This window comes from Gordonia sp. SID5947 (genome assembly GCF_009862785.1).
Lineage (GTDB): Bacteria > Actinomycetota > Actinomycetes > Mycobacteriales > Mycobacteriaceae > Gordonia.
In genome coordinates, this window is sequence record NZ_WWHU01000001.1 from 3,902,554 (window position 1) to 3,919,820 (window position 17,267).

The 17,267-nt window shown below is 67.8% G+C and carries 16 protein-coding genes; 13 read left to right on the top strand and 3 right to left on the bottom strand.

The window, feature by feature from the left end; translation table 11 throughout:
• Positions 1 to 78 precede the first annotated feature (78 nt).
• The 10 genes from ssd to GTV32_RS17890 all read left to right on the top strand — a co-directional run bounded on the left by ssd (position 79) and on the right by GTV32_RS17890 (position 9,386).
• Positions 79 to 1,140 (top strand): septum site-determining protein Ssd, encoded by a 1,062-nt coding sequence (gene ssd / locus GTV32_RS17845; protein ID WP_161061452.1) that lies wholly within the window; start codon positions 79 to 81, stop codon positions 1,138 to 1,140.
• Complete coding sequence (locus GTV32_RS17850) at positions 1,137 to 2,312, top strand: TadA family conjugal transfer-associated ATPase (RefSeq protein WP_161061453.1); 1,176 nt, start codon at positions 1,137 to 1,139, stop codon at positions 2,310 to 2,312. Before ssd ends, GTV32_RS17850 begins: the two co-directional genes overlap by 4 nt.
• Positions 2,309 to 3,106, top strand: a complete 798-nt coding sequence (locus GTV32_RS17855; RefSeq protein WP_161061454.1) for a type II secretion system protein F — start codon at positions 2,309 to 2,311, stop codon at positions 3,104 to 3,106. The genes GTV32_RS17850 and GTV32_RS17855 overlap by 4 nt, the downstream gene beginning before the upstream one ends.
• A gap of 24 nt (positions 3,107 to 3,130) precedes the next feature.
• Positions 3,131 to 3,757: a type II secretion system F family protein gene (locus GTV32_RS17860; RefSeq protein WP_237421579.1), complete on the top strand. Its 627-nt coding sequence runs from the start codon at positions 3,131 to 3,133 to the stop codon at positions 3,755 to 3,757.
• A gap of 96 nt (positions 3,758 to 3,853) precedes the next feature.
• Positions 3,854 to 4,072: a DUF4244 domain-containing protein gene (locus GTV32_RS17865; protein WP_161061455.1), complete on the top strand. Its 219-nt coding sequence runs from the start codon at positions 3,854 to 3,856 to the stop codon at positions 4,070 to 4,072.
• Positions 4,073 to 4,151: 79 nt separating this feature from the next.
• A complete protein-coding gene (locus GTV32_RS17870; protein WP_161062607.1) occupies positions 4,152 to 4,487 on the top strand; it encodes a TadE family type IV pilus minor pilin in 336 nt (111 codons plus the stop codon).
• Complete coding sequence (locus GTV32_RS17875) at positions 4,484 to 4,846, top strand: Rv3654c family TadE-like protein (RefSeq protein ID WP_161061456.1); 363 nt, start codon at positions 4,484 to 4,486, stop codon at positions 4,844 to 4,846. The genes GTV32_RS17870 and GTV32_RS17875 overlap by 4 nt, the downstream gene beginning before the upstream one ends.
• A 145-nt stretch (positions 4,847 to 4,991) precedes the next feature.
• Entirely contained in the window at positions 4,992 to 6,410 is a 1,419-nt protein-coding gene (locus GTV32_RS17880; protein ID WP_161061457.1) for a hypothetical protein, read from the top strand.
• Between the two features lie 163 nt (positions 6,411 to 6,573).
• Entirely contained in the window at positions 6,574 to 9,144 is a 2,571-nt protein-coding gene (locus GTV32_RS17885) for an AAA family ATPase (RefSeq protein ID WP_161061458.1), read from the top strand.
• The gene (locus GTV32_RS17890) at positions 9,141 to 9,386 is read left to right on the top strand and encodes a helix-turn-helix transcriptional regulator (protein WP_161061459.1); all 246 of its coding nucleotides are present in this window, start codon (positions 9,141 to 9,143) and stop codon (positions 9,384 to 9,386) included. The genes GTV32_RS17885 and GTV32_RS17890 overlap by 4 nt, the downstream gene beginning before the upstream one ends.
• Here the strand turns inward: GTV32_RS17890 and GTV32_RS17895 are convergent.
• The gene (locus tag GTV32_RS17895; RefSeq protein WP_161061460.1) at positions 9,327 to 11,768 is read right to left on the bottom strand and encodes a LuxR family transcriptional regulator; all 2,442 of its coding nucleotides are present in this window, start codon (positions 11,766 to 11,768) and stop codon (positions 9,327 to 9,329) included. The genes GTV32_RS17890 and GTV32_RS17895 overlap by 60 nt on opposite strands.
• A 155-nt stretch (positions 11,769 to 11,923) precedes the next feature.
• Here GTV32_RS17895 and GTV32_RS17900 point away from each other — a divergent pair, with 155 nt between their 5' ends.
• On the top strand, positions 11,924 to 12,973 hold the full coding sequence (locus GTV32_RS17900) for a TIGR03857 family LLM class F420-dependent oxidoreductase (RefSeq protein WP_161061461.1): 1,050 nt from the start codon (positions 11,924 to 11,926) through the stop codon (positions 12,971 to 12,973).
• Between the two features lie 8 nt (positions 12,974 to 12,981).
• Here GTV32_RS17900 and GTV32_RS17905 read toward each other — a convergent pair whose 3' ends face one another.
• Together GTV32_RS17905 and GTV32_RS17910 are read right to left on the bottom strand one after the other, a co-directional pair.
• Positions 12,982 to 13,530, bottom strand: a complete 549-nt coding sequence (locus tag GTV32_RS17905) for a hypothetical protein (RefSeq protein WP_161061462.1) — start codon at positions 13,528 to 13,530, stop codon at positions 12,982 to 12,984.
• Positions 13,523 to 15,850 carry a DEAD/DEAH box helicase gene (locus tag GTV32_RS17910; RefSeq protein WP_161061463.1) on the bottom strand — a complete coding sequence of 776 codons (2,328 nt, stop codon included), beginning with the start codon at positions 15,848 to 15,850 and terminating at the stop codon, positions 13,523 to 13,525. Before GTV32_RS17910 ends, GTV32_RS17905 begins: the two co-directional genes overlap by 8 nt.
• Before the next feature lie 330 nt (positions 15,851 to 16,180).
• On the opposite strand from GTV32_RS17910, the gene GTV32_RS17915 reads away from it, so the two are divergent.
• On the top strand, positions 16,181 to 16,384 hold the full coding sequence (locus GTV32_RS17915; RefSeq protein WP_004022110.1) for a cold-shock protein: 204 nt from the start codon (positions 16,181 to 16,183) through the stop codon (positions 16,382 to 16,384).
• A gap of 144 nt (positions 16,385 to 16,528) precedes the next feature.
• Positions 16,529 to 17,116, top strand: coding sequence for a hypothetical protein (locus GTV32_RS17920; protein ID WP_161061464.1), 588 nt, complete (start codon positions 16,529 to 16,531; stop codon positions 17,114 to 17,116).
• Positions 17,117 to 17,267 lie beyond the last annotated feature (151 nt).

The window sequence follows — 17,267 nt, forward strand, 5'->3', positions numbered from 1 at the left end:
TTTCGGCTCATTCCACAGATCGGGCCGTTGCGCCACCGACGTCGTCGTCGCGGGCGGATGACACACCAGGATCGGTACATGACCGATCAGCTCCTCGTCCTGGTGGGCCCCGACCTCGCCGACGACGTCGCCCGATGTGCGGCCGCAGCGGGATACCGGATGCTGCGCGCCGACCCCGACCACTGCCGTCGGGAGTGGCCGCGTGCGGATGCCGTGGTCGCCGATGTCAGCGCCACGCGTGTACTCGCCGAACTGGGCCCACCGCGTCGTGCAGGCGTGGTTGTGGTCACCGATCATGAACCGGCGGAGGACATCTGGCGGTGCGCGATGCGTCTCGGGGCGGATCGGGCGTTGACGTTGCCGTCCGAGGAATCCATCCTCGTCGGGTTGCTCACCGATCTACGGGCGCCGCAGGCCAATCCGGCGGGTGCGGTCGCCGTCGTCGGTGGGCACGGAGGAGCGGGTGCGACGACGCTGGCGGCGGCAGTGGCCCTGGTCGCGGCCGAGGACTCCGCGCGCGTATTGCTCTTCGACGTCGACGAATTCGGTGCGGGGATCGATCTGACGCTCGGTATCGAGGATCGCGCGGGGCTTCGCTGGCAGGACCTGACGCTGGAAGGCGGCGCCGTGCGAGCGCGGTCGCTGCACAGTGCGTTGCCGCAGGTGAACGACCGGCTGTCGGTGCTCGCGCCCCGCCGTGAGAGTCGGCTGCCGATCAGCGTGGACGCCGTCATCGCGACGATGGATGCCGGTCGGGTGAACGGCGACACCGTGGTCGTGGACCTGCCCCGCACGGCAGGCGTGGTCAGCGATGCCGTTCTCGATTCCGTCGATCTCGTCGTGCTCGTCACCTCGGCAGGTGTGCATGGGGTGGCGGCGTCGCGGACCGTCGCAGCGTGGCTGGACGAGCGTGGGATCGCGGCGATGTCGGCGGTCCGGGGCCCGGCCCCGAGCGGGCTGCGCGCCGCGGAGGTGGCGACCGCCGTCGGACTCCCGTTGCTCACCGCATACCGATCCGATCCGGGGCTGCCGGGCCGGATGGAGTCCGGGAGATTGCGGGTTCCATCGCGTAGCCCGCTCGGCCGTGCGGCCCGTGCGGTGTACCGCAAGGTTGCTGTCGGCGAACGGCTCGTGGCGTGAACGGTCCGCACGACGCACTTCTCGACCGTGTGCGTGACCGTCTTGCCGCCCAGTCCGCCGAGCCGACGGCCGAAGTCATCGCCGACGCGATCCGCTCGGAGTCACGCGGCATGCTCGGCGACACGGATCTGCTTGCTGCCCTGAGGTTCCTGCAGACCGAGTTGATCGGCGCGGGCAAGCTGGAGCATCTGCTCGCCGAACCCGACGTCGCGGACATCCTGGTCGTCGGCGCCGGACGGGTCTGGGTCGATCGCGGAAACGGTTTGCAGCGCACCGATATCCGGTTCGACGACGAAGCGGCGGTCCGCCGACTCGCCAGCCGGCTGGCACTCAGCGCGGGTAAGCGACTCGACGACGCGCAACCCTGGGTCGACGGCCAGCTCGCGGATCTCGGTCGTCGTGGCCATGCTGTCCGACTGCATGCGGTGATCCCGCCGGTGGCGACCGACGGAACATGCATCTCGCTGCGCATACTGCACACCGCGACCAGGAACTTCGATGAACTCGTAGAGCTCGGCGCCATCCCGGCCGAGGCCGTGGAACCGTTGCGCGCCATGCTGCGCGCCCGACTCGCGTTCCTCATCGTCGGCGGTACCGGATCCGGCAAGACCACACTTCTCGGATCGCTGATCGGAGAGATGGACGAGTCCGACCGGATTCTGTGCGTCGAGGACGCACTCGAGCTCGATCCGCCACACCCGCACATCGTGCGTCTCGTCGCCCGCACACCGAATGTGGAAGGGGCCGGGGAGGTCCCGGTGCGAACACTGGTACGGCAGGCTCTCCGGATGCGACCGGACCGGATAGTGGTGGGCGAGGTCCGCGGCGCGGAGGTGATCGACCTGCTGACGGCGCTGAACACCGGGCACGAGGGATGTTCGGGCACCCTGCATGCCAATTCGACGTCGGAGGTCCCGGCGAGAATGGAAGCGCTGGCGGCGCTCGGCGGCATGTCCCGCGACGCGCTGCACAGTCAGCTCGCTGCCGCGGTGCACGTCGTGTTGGGCGTCGCCCGAACACCTGGTGGCTCGCGCGGTCTCACCGAGATCGCGCTGGTGTCGCGCGACCGTGACGGGTTCGTACGTACCCGGCCGGTGTGGATGCGCGCCCACGGTTTCACCGACGAGATGTGCGACTTCGATGCGTTGGTGCGGGCCCGGTCACACACATGATCGCGATCATCATGGCGTCGGCCGTCGCGGTGCTCTGGTGGCCGTCGACCCACCCCCAGTATCGGATCGCCGCACTCACACCGGGGTCGTCGACGCGGGCGCACACAGTTCCGTGGCGCGTGTGCGTCGCATGTGGCGCCCCGGTGGCGGCCATCGTGACTGTCGGATTCCACGCGGCGGTCGCCGTCACGTTGCTGTCGGCGACGGCGATGTGGCGATGGCGCCGCACACAACGGGTCCGGGAGCGGGAACGGGAGACCTCAGATCTGCTGCTGGCGTTGTCGGTGATGACGGCGGAGCTGTCTGTGGGAGCCCCGCCCGCGCTGGCGTGTGCGGCCGCAGCGCGCGAACTCGGCGCTGCTCACCCGAGTTCGCCGGTCGCCGAGGGCCTCACGATGATGGCGGGCCGTGCCGAACTCGGCGGAGAGGTGATGCCGGACGTCGAGGCCGACGATCAGCTCTCGTGGCGTCGGGTGGGGATCGCATGGCAGACCGCCGACCGGCATGGCCTCCCGATGATCGAGATGGTGGAGTCGGTCCGGTCCGACCTGCTGGCACGCAGGCAGTTCGCCACCCGGACGCGCGCAGGCCTCGCCGGCCCGCGTGCCACTGCCGCGGTGCTCGCCGGGTTGCCGATCGTCGGGATCCTGCTGGGTGAACTGATGGGCGCCCATCCCACCGGGGTGCTTCTCGGAGGCGGGATCGGCGGTGTGCTGCTGATCGTCGGGACCACGTTGTCGGTGGCCGGGTTGGTGTGGTCGGAGCGGATCACCGACCGGGTGATCAATCGATGAGCGTCAACCGATGAGCATCAACCGATGAGCGTCGGCGCGATGTGTGCGATCGCGGTGGCGGGTATGGCGCTCTGGGTATGGCCGTCACCAGGGTGGGTACTGCACCGGGTGGTCGATCCGGCGTCAGGGCCGGGCGAGGGTGAGTCCACAGCGAAGCGTCCCGCACCCGACGACCCGTTCGCCGTCGCGGCGTCCTTCGATCTCTTCTCCGTATGTCTGCGGGCCGGGATGCCGATCGCCGCGGCGGCGGCCGTGGTCTCTCGTTCCGCACCACCGGGGCTCGCCATACCGTTGGCGTCGGCGGCCGAACTCCTGGGACTGGGCGCAGATCCAGAGCACGCCTGGCGACGATTCGATGGTTCCGGTGCAGGTGGCCGGAAACCCAAGGACAAGAACAGCGATGGCGACCGCTTCGAGGCTCTGGCGACGCTGGCGCGCCGTTCGGCACGGTCCGGATCGTCGCTGTCGGGTGGCCTGGCCGAACTGGCCGACAGCACGCGTCGGGAGGCGCACGACGATGCGTTGGCCGCGGCCGAACGCGCCGGCGTCGCGATCAGCGGTCCGCTGGGCCTGTGCTTCCTGCCGGCCTTCGTCTGTCTCGGAATCGTGCCGGTGGTCGTCGGCCTCGCCGGATCGGTCCTGGGTGGCTGACGCCAAGGCTTCTGCCGAATCGCGGATCCGAATCGGACGTCGCTGCGTCCAACTATGTGACACGCAAGGTGCGTGGCTCAGGAGGCTCAGAAGATCATGTCCGACAGAATCTTTCGCAACCCCATCGCCCGACTGCAGGCCGAGGTGTGGCGGGTCGTAACCGACGACGAGGGGATGAGCACGGCCGAGTACGCGATCGGGACCATCGCGGCCGCAGCATTCGGGGCGATCCTCTACACGGTCGTCACGGGCGACAACATCGTCAGCGCTCTCACCGGCATCATCGGCAAGGCCCTGAACACCTCGGTGGGTTGAGGTGGTGACGACGCCGGCCGTCACGATCAGGTGGATCGGGAATCGGTTACGGGATCGGTGGCTGCGCGACGAGGGTGGCATGGTCACCGTCGAGGGTGCGTATGCCATCGCGGCGATCGTGGCCACCGTGATCCTCGGGGTCGGGGCCGTGGTCGGCGCGACGGTGCAGATCCGGTGCACCGACGCGGCACGCGAGGCCGCCCGGCTCGCGGCGGCGGGCGACTCGACTGCGCGGGAGGTCGCCACCCGGGTAGTCGGGCGCGACGCGCACGTCGCGATCACGGGTACGTCCACCCGGGTGGAGGCCGTCGTGCGGTCCTCACTACCGCTCCTGCCGATGGTCTCGGTGTCGGCCAGGGCGGTCGCGGCGAAGGAGCCCACCGACAACACGTCGGTCGAGGAGTCCTCGCCGTGATCGCAGTGTTGCGTGACGATCGCGGCTTCGCGACCGTCGCCGCAGCGTTCGCGATCGCGGCGATCGCGGCGACGGCGGTCACGCTGCTCTACGTCGGCGCGGCGGTGGTCGCGCGACATCGCGCGCAGTCGGCCGCCGATCTCGCGGCGCTTGCGGCGGCGCAGCAGCACGTGGCCGCGGAGCCGGACCCCTGTGCCGCCGCGCGTCTGATCGCCGAGGCCCAGGACGTGGGCGCCGAGATCGACCGGTGCGAGACCGAAGGTGCAGACGTGCTGGTCACCGTCGCTGTTCCGGTCGAACTCGGACCGTTCGGCGTCCACCGGGCAAGTGCGCTCGCAAGGGCCGGACCGGTGGAATGAGGACGCCGGCCTCGTCCCGCAGACCGGAGCATGAGTCATTTGTCCACACTGTTTCGGATTTCTGCCGTCGCGATGCGGACCGCGGTCCAGACTTCGAGATCGTCCGACATGTGTCGGTTCGTTTCTGTTGTCAAGGAGAGCTACATTGCACGTCCTCAGTCGCCCACAGCTGCGCCCATACCTGCTGGCCGGAGTGTCGCTGGTCAGCGCGACCGCGATCGCCGCCACCCCGTTCGCCATGTCCGGTGCGCCGTCGCTGACGGATGACCTCGGGGCACCGGCCCAGAGCGTCATCTCGCCCAACGTCCAGTTGAGTTCGTTCGCGGCCTATCAAGAGGCCGTCGAGCATGCGATCACCAACTTGGAGAGCATCGCGACAACCGCGGAGGCCAGGGGTGCGCTCCCGATCCTGCGTCAGATCCTCGAGAACCAGTCCGCCGGCGGGCAGGCCCTGATCAGCGGTCTGCAGTCGGCAGGCTCGGCGTTCGCCACGTCGTTGAACGACGATGTTCCCGGTCTGCTGGAGGCGGCCTCGACCGCGCTGCAGGGCGGCGACGTCGCGACTGCGCTCAACAATGCCCTGACCGCGGTGATCGTCCCCATCTTCGCCGCGATCAACCCGGTGACGGGTGATCTCGTCCCCGCCATCCAGCAGGCGCTCGCTGCGCCGGCCGAAAACCTCGCCCGGGTCATCAACGAGCAGTTGCCGAACATCGCGCTCAACGCCGGGCTTGCCGTCATCGGGCCCGTCTACGGCGGAGTCGGTGCCATGGGAGCCGCGATCCAGGGCGTCATCGACGCGGCCCAGAGTGGTGGGGGCGCAACCGAGATCGTCGACGCACTCGCCAAGGCGCCTGCGGTGATGCTCGACGGCCTGCTCAACGGCGGATACGGCCCCAACCTCGGGCCGCTCATCGGGCTCGACATCCCGGGCATCACCATCTACGGCGGAGGACTGCTGGGCAATGGTGGCGTGGCCGCGGACGGTGGACTGATCATGCCGGGCACCCTGGCATCGCTGCAGGGCATCCAGCAGAGCATCCTGTACGGGATCACGCCGCCGGCCAACGCATCCCTCGCCGGACTGCGATCCGCGGCCGACAGCGACTCGACCCACGGCGCCTCGACCGACAGCGAGACGGCAGCGTCCGCGTCGACTACAGAGTCCACCGTCGATGCCGCAGAGGTCGATCACAGCACTGCCGGAACATCCACGGACAGCACTGAATCCGAGTCGTCGGACACGGGTTCCGCGGAATCGGCAGGCACGGCGGACGCCACGGATTCGACCACGACGGATTCGACCACGACGGACGCACCCACGACGGATGCAACCTCAGCAGATGCCTCCGCCGGTGACTCCGGCGCGGCCGAGACCTCTACCGAGTCGGCCGCGTCGTCGGAGTCATCGGGTTCGGCCACTGATGCCGACGGATCGGCTGCCGACGGATCGGCCGGATCGTCGGATTCGTCGTCCAGCGATTCCACCGGTTCGTCGTCCACCGATTCGTCATCGACCGATTCGTCGGCGAGCGACTCGAGCAGCTCGACCGCGGCCGCGTAGGCAGCACCGCACAGCGGGAGACTCCGCCCCGCCGGCCGACATGGTCGGCGGGGCCGACTCTCTCCCATACCTCGGACGATGTTGACCTGGGCGTTCGGGGTGAATTAGCGTTCAGTCACCGAAGGCCAGGTCAGCATGGCCATGGCCGAGGGAGACCGACGAGTTGTCCGCAGATGATGTCGACACGGATTGCCGCGGCGACTCACGCAGGCTCGTCGGACGCGCGGACGTCGTGGCCCACATCCGCGAGGTGTTGACCACCATCGTCGGCGGCGCGAGCGGATCGCTCGCCGTCGTCGGGGAACCCGGGATCGGGAAGACCGAGATCCTCACCACCGCAGCCGTCCTCGGCGACTCACGGCGATTGTGCGTGTTGCGCGCGAGCGGTGTCGAGTTCGAGACCGGCATCGATTTCGCCACCCTGCAGGAGTTGCTGCTTCCCGTCGTCGACCGCCCGGATGCGATCGGTCAGAGCTGGGTTGCGACCTTGCGCGTGGCGCTCGGCCTCCACGACGGCGCGATCCCCGACGTCGCCACCGTGCTCCGAGCCACGACGAGCCTGATAGGCGAACTTGCCGACGAGGCGCCGGTCCTGATCGTCGTGGACGACCTGCACTGGGCCGATGCGGCAAGTCACGCGATCATCGACGGCCTGGTCGATCTCGAACTCCCCCGGGTCGCCATCATCACGGCCTCGCGGTACCGGGCAGCCGCGAGCAGCGGGACGATGCGGATCGGACCGCTCGACGAGATCGTAGCGGCAACCCTCCTCGACGCGCTGTGCCCGACGCTCTCGCCGGTGGTGCGAACGAGGCTCCTGGCCGAGGCACAGGGCAACCCGCTTGCGCTCGTGGAACTGACCTCGGCTCTGGCTGCCGACCAACTGTCGGGTGACAGGCCGCTGCCGCAGGTCCTCCCGCTGACTCATCGACTGCGGGATGCGTTCGCCCCGCGGATCGTCATGCTCGGCGCCGAGGCCCGGCTTCTTCTCCTCCTGCACGTTCTCCAGCCGACCGCAGTGCTGGGCGACCTCGTCGTGGCGCTCGGTGACGGGTTGGCGACCCGCGCCATCACCGACGCCGTCGATGCCGGCGTGCTGGTCATCTCCGGGCCCGGTGTGGACGCCCGGATCAGCCTGTCGCATCCGCTGTTCGGGCCCGCGTTGCTCGCCGACTCGACGCCGCAGGAGAGGACGAATGCGCACCGTCGGCTCGGAAGGCTGCTCGCCGTCGACATCCGCGAGGTGAGCCCACTGGACCGCGGCACACCGGATGGCCCCGACGAATCGCTCGCCTCGGACCTCGAACGATCGGCAGAGGCCACCTTCCAGGAGGGGGACTGGACGGGTGCGCTCACCCTTCTCACACGTGCCGCGGCGTTGACTCCGGCACCGATCGACCGCGTCCGAAGGCTCGCGCGCGCCGCGTATATCGCGGCCGGGACCGATCCGTCCGTGGCGCTCGGGCTGATCGACGAGATCCGCGGCGTCGACCCGGGGTTCACCCAGTCGCTGACCGCCGCGGCCGCAGCGGCGACCGTGATCGCCAGCGGTCATGACGGCGACATCGACATGGCGCACCAGATCCTCTCGCGTGCGATCGACGGATACGCTCACCGCACGGACCCGACCGACGAGGCGCTGATCGAGGCGATCGGTGAATTGCGTTGGGTCTGTTGGCTCGGTGGCCGGGGGGAGTTGTGGCCGGCGTACTACCGGGCTCTTGATCGGCTGACGCCACGGCCCCCGATCGTCACCGACCTCGCGAGCCGAACCTCGCTCGATCCCGCGCGCACCACGGCGACGACGTTGCGTGAGGTCGACGAGCTGATCGGCGGGGTGCACGCCGAAACGGACCCGGTTCAGGTCATCCAGATCGCCGAGATGGCGGTGACCTTCGACCGACTTCCCGACTGCGGCGACGCACTCGACCGAATTGTCGATGCAGGCGAACATCGCGGTCCGATCCTCCCCGCGATCTGGGCGTTGCTCATGATCGCACGCGATGCGCGCCACCGTGGAGCGTGGCAAGTCTGCATCGACGCCGTCGACCGTGCGCGACGGCTGGCCAACGGGGGTGACTACAACCTGCTGCTCTGGGCCGCCGACTACGAGATGGCGTGGCTCGCGGCGGCGCGGGGAGACCAAGCGTCGACGGCGACCCTCACCGATGCGATGGCGGCCTGGGCAATTCCGCGTCGGGCGACCACGGTCATCGCATGCGTCGAACATGTGGAGACGATTGCGGCGGCAGGACGTGGAGATGCCGAAGGGGTACTGGCGCATGCCACGTCGATCAACCCGGTCGGCGAGTTCACCGCACACGCGTGGATGGCGATCTCGGTGGCCCTCGACGTGGTGGATGCCGCGGTTCGGCTGCGGAGACCTGATCTTGCACGCGCACATGTCGATGCGATGGATCGCATCGAGTACGGACGGTTGTCGCCGCGGATGGCCATGATCCACCTGGTGGCCCGTGCGCTGGTCGCCGACGATGAGAACGCCCGCATGCTCTACCGGCAGGCGCTGTCGGTCCCGGGCGCCGCTACCTGGCGATTCGACCACGCCCGAGCCCAACTCATGTTCGGCGCACACCTGCGCCGTCATCACGAGGCGGTGGCGTCCCGGCCTCTGCTCACCGAGGCGCTCACGACATTCGACGACCTCGAGGCCCGACCGTGGTCGGCCCGGGCACGAACGGAACTCGCGGCCTCGGGGCCGGCCGAGTGTTGGTGACCGACGTGATGGCTCGGTCGCTGACGCCGCAGGAACGGCATATCGCGGAGCTGGCAGCCCAAGGTATGAGCAACAAGAAGATCGGCGAGCGACTCGCGATCTCCCATCGCACCGTCGGCAACCATCTCCACCGGGTGTACGCCAAGTTGGGCGTGGCCTCCCGCGGCGGTCTGCGCGACGCGCTACGCGTGCCGAGCCCCGGGCAGCGCGACGATGCTGTCGGATCGGAGCGAATCTCGTAGTCCGGCACGGGAATGGACGCCGATCGCCGCATAGACGCGGGACAGGTGTGAGCCGACGGTGCTCGGAGACATGTGCAGGACGGCGCCGATCTGACGGTTGGACAGCCCGGTGGCGGCAAGCTCGGCGACCCGGCGTCCGATCGGGCTGACCTGAGAGTCGTTGTGCACGAGTCGGTGTCCCTCGTCGAATGTCCCCAGACGTCCCAGTTCGGCATGTGTCTGGGCGAGCCATGGTTCCGCGCCGAGGTAGCGGAATGTCACGGCGGCGGCGCGGAGGGCCGTGCGCGCCTGCGCGGTGGCTCCCTGAGCCCGCAGGAATCGTCCACGGCTCAGCTGGATACGCGCGAGGTCGAACGGCCATCGGTCGGCCTCCGGGATGGAAACTGCGCGTTCGTAATACCGGTCGTCGTCGGAGATGATGGCGAGCGCACCCGCGTACAGCAATGTTCGACGATCTGCTGCGGGACGATCGTCCACGGGATGCACAGCGACGATGGTCCGGATCGACTCGATGTCGTCGGGCGTGCCGGCCAGCACGGCCGCCTCCGCGAAGTCCAGGGCGGTGCGGTCATCGAAGGCGATCACCGCACCGAAACCGTCGGTGCCGGGAATCATGCGCAGGAGCCGATGGGCCCGACGTGCCTGACCTGCGCCGAGTGCGATCACGGCGCGACAGTGCAGGGCCCGCCAATACAGTGCCGCGGCGCCGCGGTCATCGGCCCACTCCTGAAGGCCGATCACGGTCGATTGCGCTACCTGTTGCTCGCCGCGATATGCGGCGAGCAATGCCTGCGAATGACGGAGCCAGGATTCGGCGTACATCCGATAATCTTGTGTCGCACAGAGTTTCAATGCGCGATGGGTTATCTGGTCGACGGCCTTCCAGTTTCCGGAACTCAGGCCGTCGGCGGCGAGCATGGCGCCCGCATAGATGACCGAGGCGAACGGGCTGTCCTCATCGGCCCACAATCGCTGCAAGGCGCTGCGCCACCAGAAGCGACGGTCACGGCCGCGGGTGACGAAGGCGATCCGCACCACCGCGGACGGATCCGTCGTGAAGGCCAGGTTCTCGATCAACCGGTCGGCCTGGGCATCGAGGTCAGCGTCGTCGAATGTGGAGCGGGACTCCAACCGTGCGGCGAGTACCGCCCAGGAGGGCGCCCGGGCGATGTCGGCCTCGACCACGGCGCGGAAGTCGTGCCAGTGTTCGCGTTGATTGCCGAACCAGCACAACAGATACAACGCCCACAGGGCCTCCTCGAACACCCAGTGTCCGATCTCGTCCCTGCGATCTCCGATGGCCTGCACGAGTCGTCGGTGGACGTCGGCGATCCCGTCGCTACCACGAAGTGCCACATACGATGCGGCGATGACGGCCTCCAACGAGTGCGCCGCGCCGGGGTCCGCGCGCAGTGCCTGGTCGAGGAGGCGTCCGAGGGCGGGCAGGTCTCCGGTGACGTCGGCGGTGAGACATGCAGCGGCCGCCAGCCGTCGTGCGCGCGACGAGGGATCGGCCGACATGTCGACGGCGCGCTCGAGCACGAATGAGGCGGCGCGGGCATCACCGCGCCGCATCGCCCGGACCGCGACGCCGTCGAGAAGGCGTGCGACACCATGATGATCAGTGGTGGTGGCGGTGTCCCGGAGACCGTTGGGTTGGGTGCGGGTGTGTGCGACTGCCGCGTCCTGACGCGAGAGTTCGGCCGTTCCTTGTTCGATGAGGGTGCGCGGATTGCCGGGGGTCGTCTCGACGACATGCGATCGCGCCGCGCCGGACAGCATCGGGAGTCGGTCGCGCAACAACTGGTGTGCGGCAGGGGCGGACAGCGGGGGCAGGCGCCAGGTGTGGTCGACGAACCGCTCGGCGAACACACCCTCACCCGCCGGTGCCGCTGCCAGGAGAGCGACCGGCTCGGCGCGTAGTCGTCGCGTGACGGAGGCCAGGATCTCGGCGCCGTCGCGATCGATGAGGTGGGCGTCGTCGACCGTGATCAGCAGGGGACCACGACGCGTCCGCCGACGGATGAGGTCGAGCAGCGCGGCCGATAGGACCAACGGTGACGGGCGTACGCCCTCCGTATCGCCGAGTGCGATCTGCAGGACGCGTCGGCGAGGGGGATCGAGCTCGTCGAAGGCCCCGTCGGTGGCGTCGACGATGCAGCGCAGGACCGGCGACGGCCCGGTCCGGGAATCGGCGCTGACCCTGACCACGGCGATCCCGGCGTTGTCGGCCAGCGATTCGGCGACCCGCACGAGGCTGCTCTTGCCCGATCCGTCCGCGCCCACGATGAGCGCCGACCCGCCCGTCCGCGCCGTGACGAAAGCGCCGATCGCGGACATGATCTCGTCACGTCCATGCAGGTGAGCGGCGTGGTCAACCATGGGCTCGCTTCGTCAGAAGGGATGTTGAGGTCATATTACTGTTCGGTAGGTTGCGGTCGCGCCGGGGTGGATGTCCGGCGTAAACCGGCTCGTTCGTCCGTGGCGAGGGCGTAACTTGTGATGCAGTGTCGAGAACTGCATCGGAGGGGGCTGGCGTGAGTGATCCGCGCGTACTGGACGAACTGGGCTACTACCTGTTGGCCGGCGCCGGCGGCGAGGGACCGGCCACCCTGATGGACGAGACGCGCGACGGTGAGGCGCTCGGGCTGGGGACGGCCTTCATCTCCGAACGCTGGAACGTCAAGGAGGCCTCGTCACTGGTCGGCGCCGCATGTGCGGTCAGTGATCGCATGCAGATCGCCACGGCGGCAACCAATCACAACACTCGCCATCCGCTCATCACCGCGTCGTGGGCGACCACCATGCACCGCCTCTCCGGCGGTCGGTTCACGCTCGGGCTCGGTCGTGGTATCGCTGCCATGTACCAGGCGTTCGGCGTGCCTGCCGTCACCACGGCGCAGATGGAGGATTTCGCGCAGGTGATGCGGCGACTGTGGCATGGCGAGCTCATCTTCAACCACGAGGGTCCCATCGGGAAATACGATCTGCTGTACCTGGACTCGGACTTCGACGAGGACATTCGGCTGGCGCTGGTGGCCTTCGGTCCGCAGACTCTCGCCCTCGGTGGCCGCGAGTTCGACGACGTCATCCTGCACACTTTTTTCACTCCGGAAACGTTGCAGCGCAGTGTGAAAACGGTCAAGCAGGCGGCCGAGCAGGCGGGCCGTGACCCGGACAGTGTGCGCGTCTGGTCGTGCTTCGCCACCGTCGGGGATCATCTGCCCGAAGAGTTGCGATTGAAGAAGACGGTGGCGCGGCTGGCCACGTACCTACAGGGCTACGGCGACCTGTTGGTGAGGACCAATGATTGGGATCCGGCCGTGCTGCAGCGCTTTCGGGACGATTCGGTGGTGCAGTCGATCGCCGGCGGAATCGATCACAAGGCGAGCGCGGAACAGATCGAGCACATCGCGACGCTCCTGCCCGCCGAATGGCTCGAACCCGCGGCGACGGGGTCACCGGAGCAATGCGCCGCCCGGATCCGCGACGAGTTCGGATACGGCGCCGACGCGCTGATCATGCACGGCGCCACACCCACCGAGCTCGAACCGGTGGTGGCCGCTTATCGAGCGGGAGGCGAGTGAAGCGGCCGTCAGGCGTCGTCGTCGCTCACGACGATCCGCTTCGGGTACACCCGTCGGGAATGGGACGGCGCGAAGGTGATGCGGTCGAAGTCGACGGATTCGTCACCGCGATAGACGAGCTCGAACGTCGTGGTCGACGGGACGGCCATGTATGGCATCGCTGCCCGGACGAATGAGGTCCAGTGGATCAGCTCGCCCTCGGTGAGAAACCCGCCTGCGACTGCCAGCGGGCGACCCGGATCGTTTGCGGCGGTCGCGAGGAAGACCTCACCGAGCCCCGCGGCCACCTGGGAGCCGATGGTCGCGCTCTGCAGATACCAGTGGGCGCCCGCCACGACCGCGGAGTGGTGGCCGCCGTGTTGGGCGGCGCACCAGGCGTAATGGACGTCGAGTGCGTCGAGTGCCGCGTCCTCGGTGAAGAACACGTCGCGTTCGCCGATGGTGGCGGGCAGTTCGTCGACGTGCTCGGTCGGTCGGGCCAGCAGAAAGTACGCGGACCGCGACGACGTGATCGCGTAAGCCGGATCACGGCGCCCGTCGGAACTGTCGTCAGTCATCTGTCGAGTATTCCCGACTCAGCAGCGTCAGCACCGTGACAGCACCGTCCTTGTCGAGCGGGTCGTTGCCGTTCCCACACTTCGGCGATTGCACGCATGACGGGCATCCGCTCTCGCACCGGCAGCTCGCGACGGCATCACGTGTGGCGACGATCCAGGTATCGAACGCCGCGTATCCGCGGTCGGCGAAGCCCGCGCCACCCATGTAACCGTCGTAGACGAAGACGGTCGGTAGGCCGGTGTCGGGGTGCTGATTGGTCGACAGCCCGCCGATGTCCCAGCGATCGCAGGACGCGACGAGGGGCAGGAGCCCGATCGCGGCGTGCTCGGCGGCATGCAGTGCTCCGGGGAACCGGCCGACCTCGATCCCGGCCTCCTCCAGCGCTTCCGGTGTCAGCGTGTACATCACCGCACGGGTGCTCAGCGTCTGTGGCGGCATGTCGAGTTCCACCGAGTCGAGCACCTCGCCCGACAAGAGTGTGCGCAGGTAGCCGACCACCTGATGAGTCACGTCCACCGCGACCAGTGCGACGGTCAGCGGACCACAGGTTCGGCGCGCGACGACGTCGGTGATCGTGACGTCGGTGGTCTCCCGCGCCGAGGTTGTCCAGTCGGGTTCTTCCGGATGTGCCAGCGCGAGACCGTCGGTCAGATCGAGCTCATCGACGACGTAGGACTCACCCTGATGGATGTGCAACGCACCGGGGTGAACGGTCGACATGGCGCGGCCCGAGTCGACGGTACCCAACAGCTGGGAACTGCTGGTGTCCACGATCAGCACCTGGCCACCGATGCCGCCGCGGATGTCGATGTCGGCGTGTGGCTCGACGCCCGCCGCCACGTACCAGCCGGCCTTGCGGCGCTTGAGCATCCCGTCGGCAGCGAGCCCCGCAACCGCGTCGACGGCTTCCCACGCCTCGATCTCACTGTCCTGCAGCGGTAGTTCGGCGGCCGCGCACAACAGGTGTGGAGTCAGAATGTACGGATTCGTCGGATCGGTCACCGTCGCCTCGATCGGGCGCCCGAGCAACGCCTCCGGATGGTTCACGAGGTAGGTGTCGAGCGGGTCGTCACGGGCGACGAGCACCACGAGCGAATCCCCCGACGTGCGTTGTCGACCGGCCCGGCCGGCCTGCTGCCAGAAGGAGGCCACGGTACCGGGGTAGCCGCCCACGATGACCGCGTCGAGACCGCTGATGTCCACGCCGAGTTCGAGAGCGTTGGTGGTCGCCACACCGACGAGATCTCCGTCGGTGATCGCCTTCTCCAGACGGCGACGGTCGTCGGCGAGATAGCCGGCGCGATACGCCGCGACCCGATCGACCAACTCCGGCGCGGTCTGCGACAGCAGATGACGTGCTTGGCGTGCGGTCAGCTCCACACCGCGACGACTGCGCTGAAAACAGAGCGTCCGCGCTCCCTCCACCACGAAATCGGCCAGCAGTCGGGCGGATTCGGCACCGGCCGAACGACGTACCGGTGCGCCGTTCTCACCGGTGACAGCGGGCAAGAAGTCGGGCTCCCACAGTGCGACCGTGCGCTCGCCGCGGGGCGATCCGTCCTCGGTGACGGCGATCGCCGGCTCGCCGATCAAGCGGGTCAAGGCTTCTGCCGGTTCGGCCATCGTGGCACTGGTGCCGATCACCACCGGATTCCCGCCCGCCGACCGCGCGACCCGGAGCAGACGCCGCAACACCAGGGCCGTGTTCGAGCCGAAGACGCCCCGGTAGTGGTGACATTCGTCGATCACGATGTAGCGGAGATGGCGGAAGAAGTGCCGCCAGCGGGCATGCCCGGAGAGGATGCCGATGTGCAGCATGTCCGGATTGGTGAAGATCCACCGCGAGTGGGCGCGTGCCCACTGCCGGATCTCCACATCGGTGTCACCGTCGTAGGCGCACGGTTGTAGATGCGTGAACGCCTGATGTCCGGCGAGTAACGAACTCACCGAACGGATCTGATCTGCACCCAGCGCCTTTGTCGGCGAAAGATAGAGCGCTGTCGAATTCGGATCCTTCGACAGCGTGGTCAATATGGGTAGCTGGTACGCCATGGATTTTCCGGAAGCAGTTCCCGTGCAGAGCGCGACATGATTTCCGCGATAAGCGAGATCGGCGGCGGACACTTGATGTGTCCACGGTTCGTCGATTCCGGAATCGACGAATGCGGTCACCAATTCTGGGGGCGCCCACTCCGGCCACCTGGCGAAAGAGGCTGTCCGGGAGCCAATTACCGACATGTGTGTGAGGCACGACGACATCGCGTCGGTGCCGGCCATGCTCTGGCGGAGGAGCTCGGACCCGAATGTGGGATTCTGCATTGTTGGTGACTCAATCGTCGACGGCGTTCGCCAACGTGGACTCTGATGTTACTGCGAGATGTCCTTGCAGGCGAAAATGACCAGGTTTTTGTGCAGTTTGGTTGGGGTGACTATCGCACGCGGGCCGAACATGATTGACTAGTGGCGGTCGCAGCTTTCGTGAGGCGCCGGACAGCCGGTTGCGCAGCGAGATCGTGTTGTGGCCGTGGTACTGAGGCTGGTTTTCGCGGGTTCTCCGCAGGGGTCCATCGAGGTATGGCGGTCGGAACCGACCACGACACGAGACCCATCGTGTCGCGTCTGTTGGAATGTATGTAAAGGATTGCAGTAATGGCACAGGGAACTGTGAAGTGGTTCAACGCGGAAAAGGGCTTCGGCTTCATCGCACCTGATGAGGGGTCCGACGACGTGTTCGTCCACTACTCCGAGATCCAGGGATCCGGTTTCCGCACTCTCGAAGAGAACCAGCGGGTCGAGTTCGAGGTCGGTCAGGGCACCAAGGGCCCGCAGGCCACCGGTGTTCGCGCCGTCTAGGAGTCACCTCCTGCAAGCTGCGAAGCACGCTTGAGCGAAGCCGCTCCCGGTCACCGTCACGGTGGCCGGGAGCGGCTTTTTGGATATGCCTCGTCGAGGTGAGTGGTACGCCCGTCGCGGTGCGCCACGCAGTAACCTCTCTGTGTGGGCCAGTTGTCGTTCTTCTCGGCGCAGATCGACCAGCCCGCGTACGACGATCTGGCGGGTCTGCTGGCCACCAACGGCCAAGCTGTCCGCTCCGATGCCGGTACGCGGGTGTCTGTGGTCGTGGCCGAGAAGTGGCGTGCCACGGCGATCGTCGAGGAGATCGGCGCCACCGGACTCGCGGTCGAGATCGTGACGTCCGACGAGGGCAATCCGATCGCTCGGACCGGATACAGTCACCAACTCGACGAACTGCACCGCAGATGGTCCGCGGGAGCGGTCAAGGCGGTGCCCGCCGGGTGGGTGCCTTCGCCCCGGGCGTTGCGCCTCTGGACCATCGCCGGTGGTGACCGCGAAGGGGAGCGATATCTCCTCGCTCTCGATGCCCACGCGCACGACATGCATCCGATGCTGGCGACCTCGCTGATGCGGGTCGGCGTGGCGCCGACGCTCGTCGGGACCCGCGGCCAGTCACCCGCACTGCGGGTCGCAGGTAAGCGCCGCCTCACGCATCTGCTCGAATACGTCGGTGAACCGCCGGCGCTGCCGGGCGCGGCCGAGCACTGGCCGATCGTCACCGGATTCTGACTGACAACACCCGGCGAGGCGCAAAATTCGTCAAAACCCTCTGAACTGGGGTTTTGGGCTGGCGCCAGACCAATTTGTCACACTGGGACTTTGAGAAGGGAATCCGGATGTGCAGATGACGCTATATATAAGGTACAAACCTCAACGAGCA

Bases quoted from the DNA above. Each gene is read 5' to 3' on its own strand.
- GTV32_RS17895 (WP_161061460.1), bottom strand. From the start codon at position 11,768: ATGGTTGACCACGCCGCTCACCTGCATGGACGTGACGAGATCATGTCC.
- ssd (WP_161061452.1), top strand. From the start codon at position 79: ATGACCGATCAGCTCCTCGTCCTGGTGGGCCCCGACCTCGCCGACGAC.
- GTV32_RS17855 (WP_161061454.1), top strand. From the start codon at position 2,309: ATGATCGCGATCATCATGGCGTCGGCCGTCGCGGTGCTCTGGTGGCCG.
- GTV32_RS17870 (WP_161062607.1), top strand. From the start codon at position 4,152: ATGGTCACCGTCGAGGGTGCGTATGCCATCGCGGCGATCGTGGCCACC.
- GTV32_RS17910 (WP_161061463.1), bottom strand. From the start codon at position 15,850: ATGCAGAATCCCACATTCGGGTCCGAGCTCCTCCGCCAGAGCATGGCC.
- GTV32_RS17905 (WP_161061462.1), bottom strand. From the start codon at position 13,530: ATGACTGACGACAGTTCCGACGGGCGCCGTGATCCGGCTTACGCGATC.
- GTV32_RS17915 (WP_004022110.1), top strand. From the start codon at position 16,181: ATGGCACAGGGAACTGTGAAGTGGTTCAACGCGGAAAAGGGCTTCGGC.
- GTV32_RS17865 (WP_161061455.1), top strand. From the start codon at position 3,854: ATGTCCGACAGAATCTTTCGCAACCCCATCGCCCGACTGCAGGCCGAG.
- GTV32_RS17860 (WP_237421579.1), top strand. From the start codon at position 3,131: ATGAGCGTCGGCGCGATGTGTGCGATCGCGGTGGCGGGTATGGCGCTC.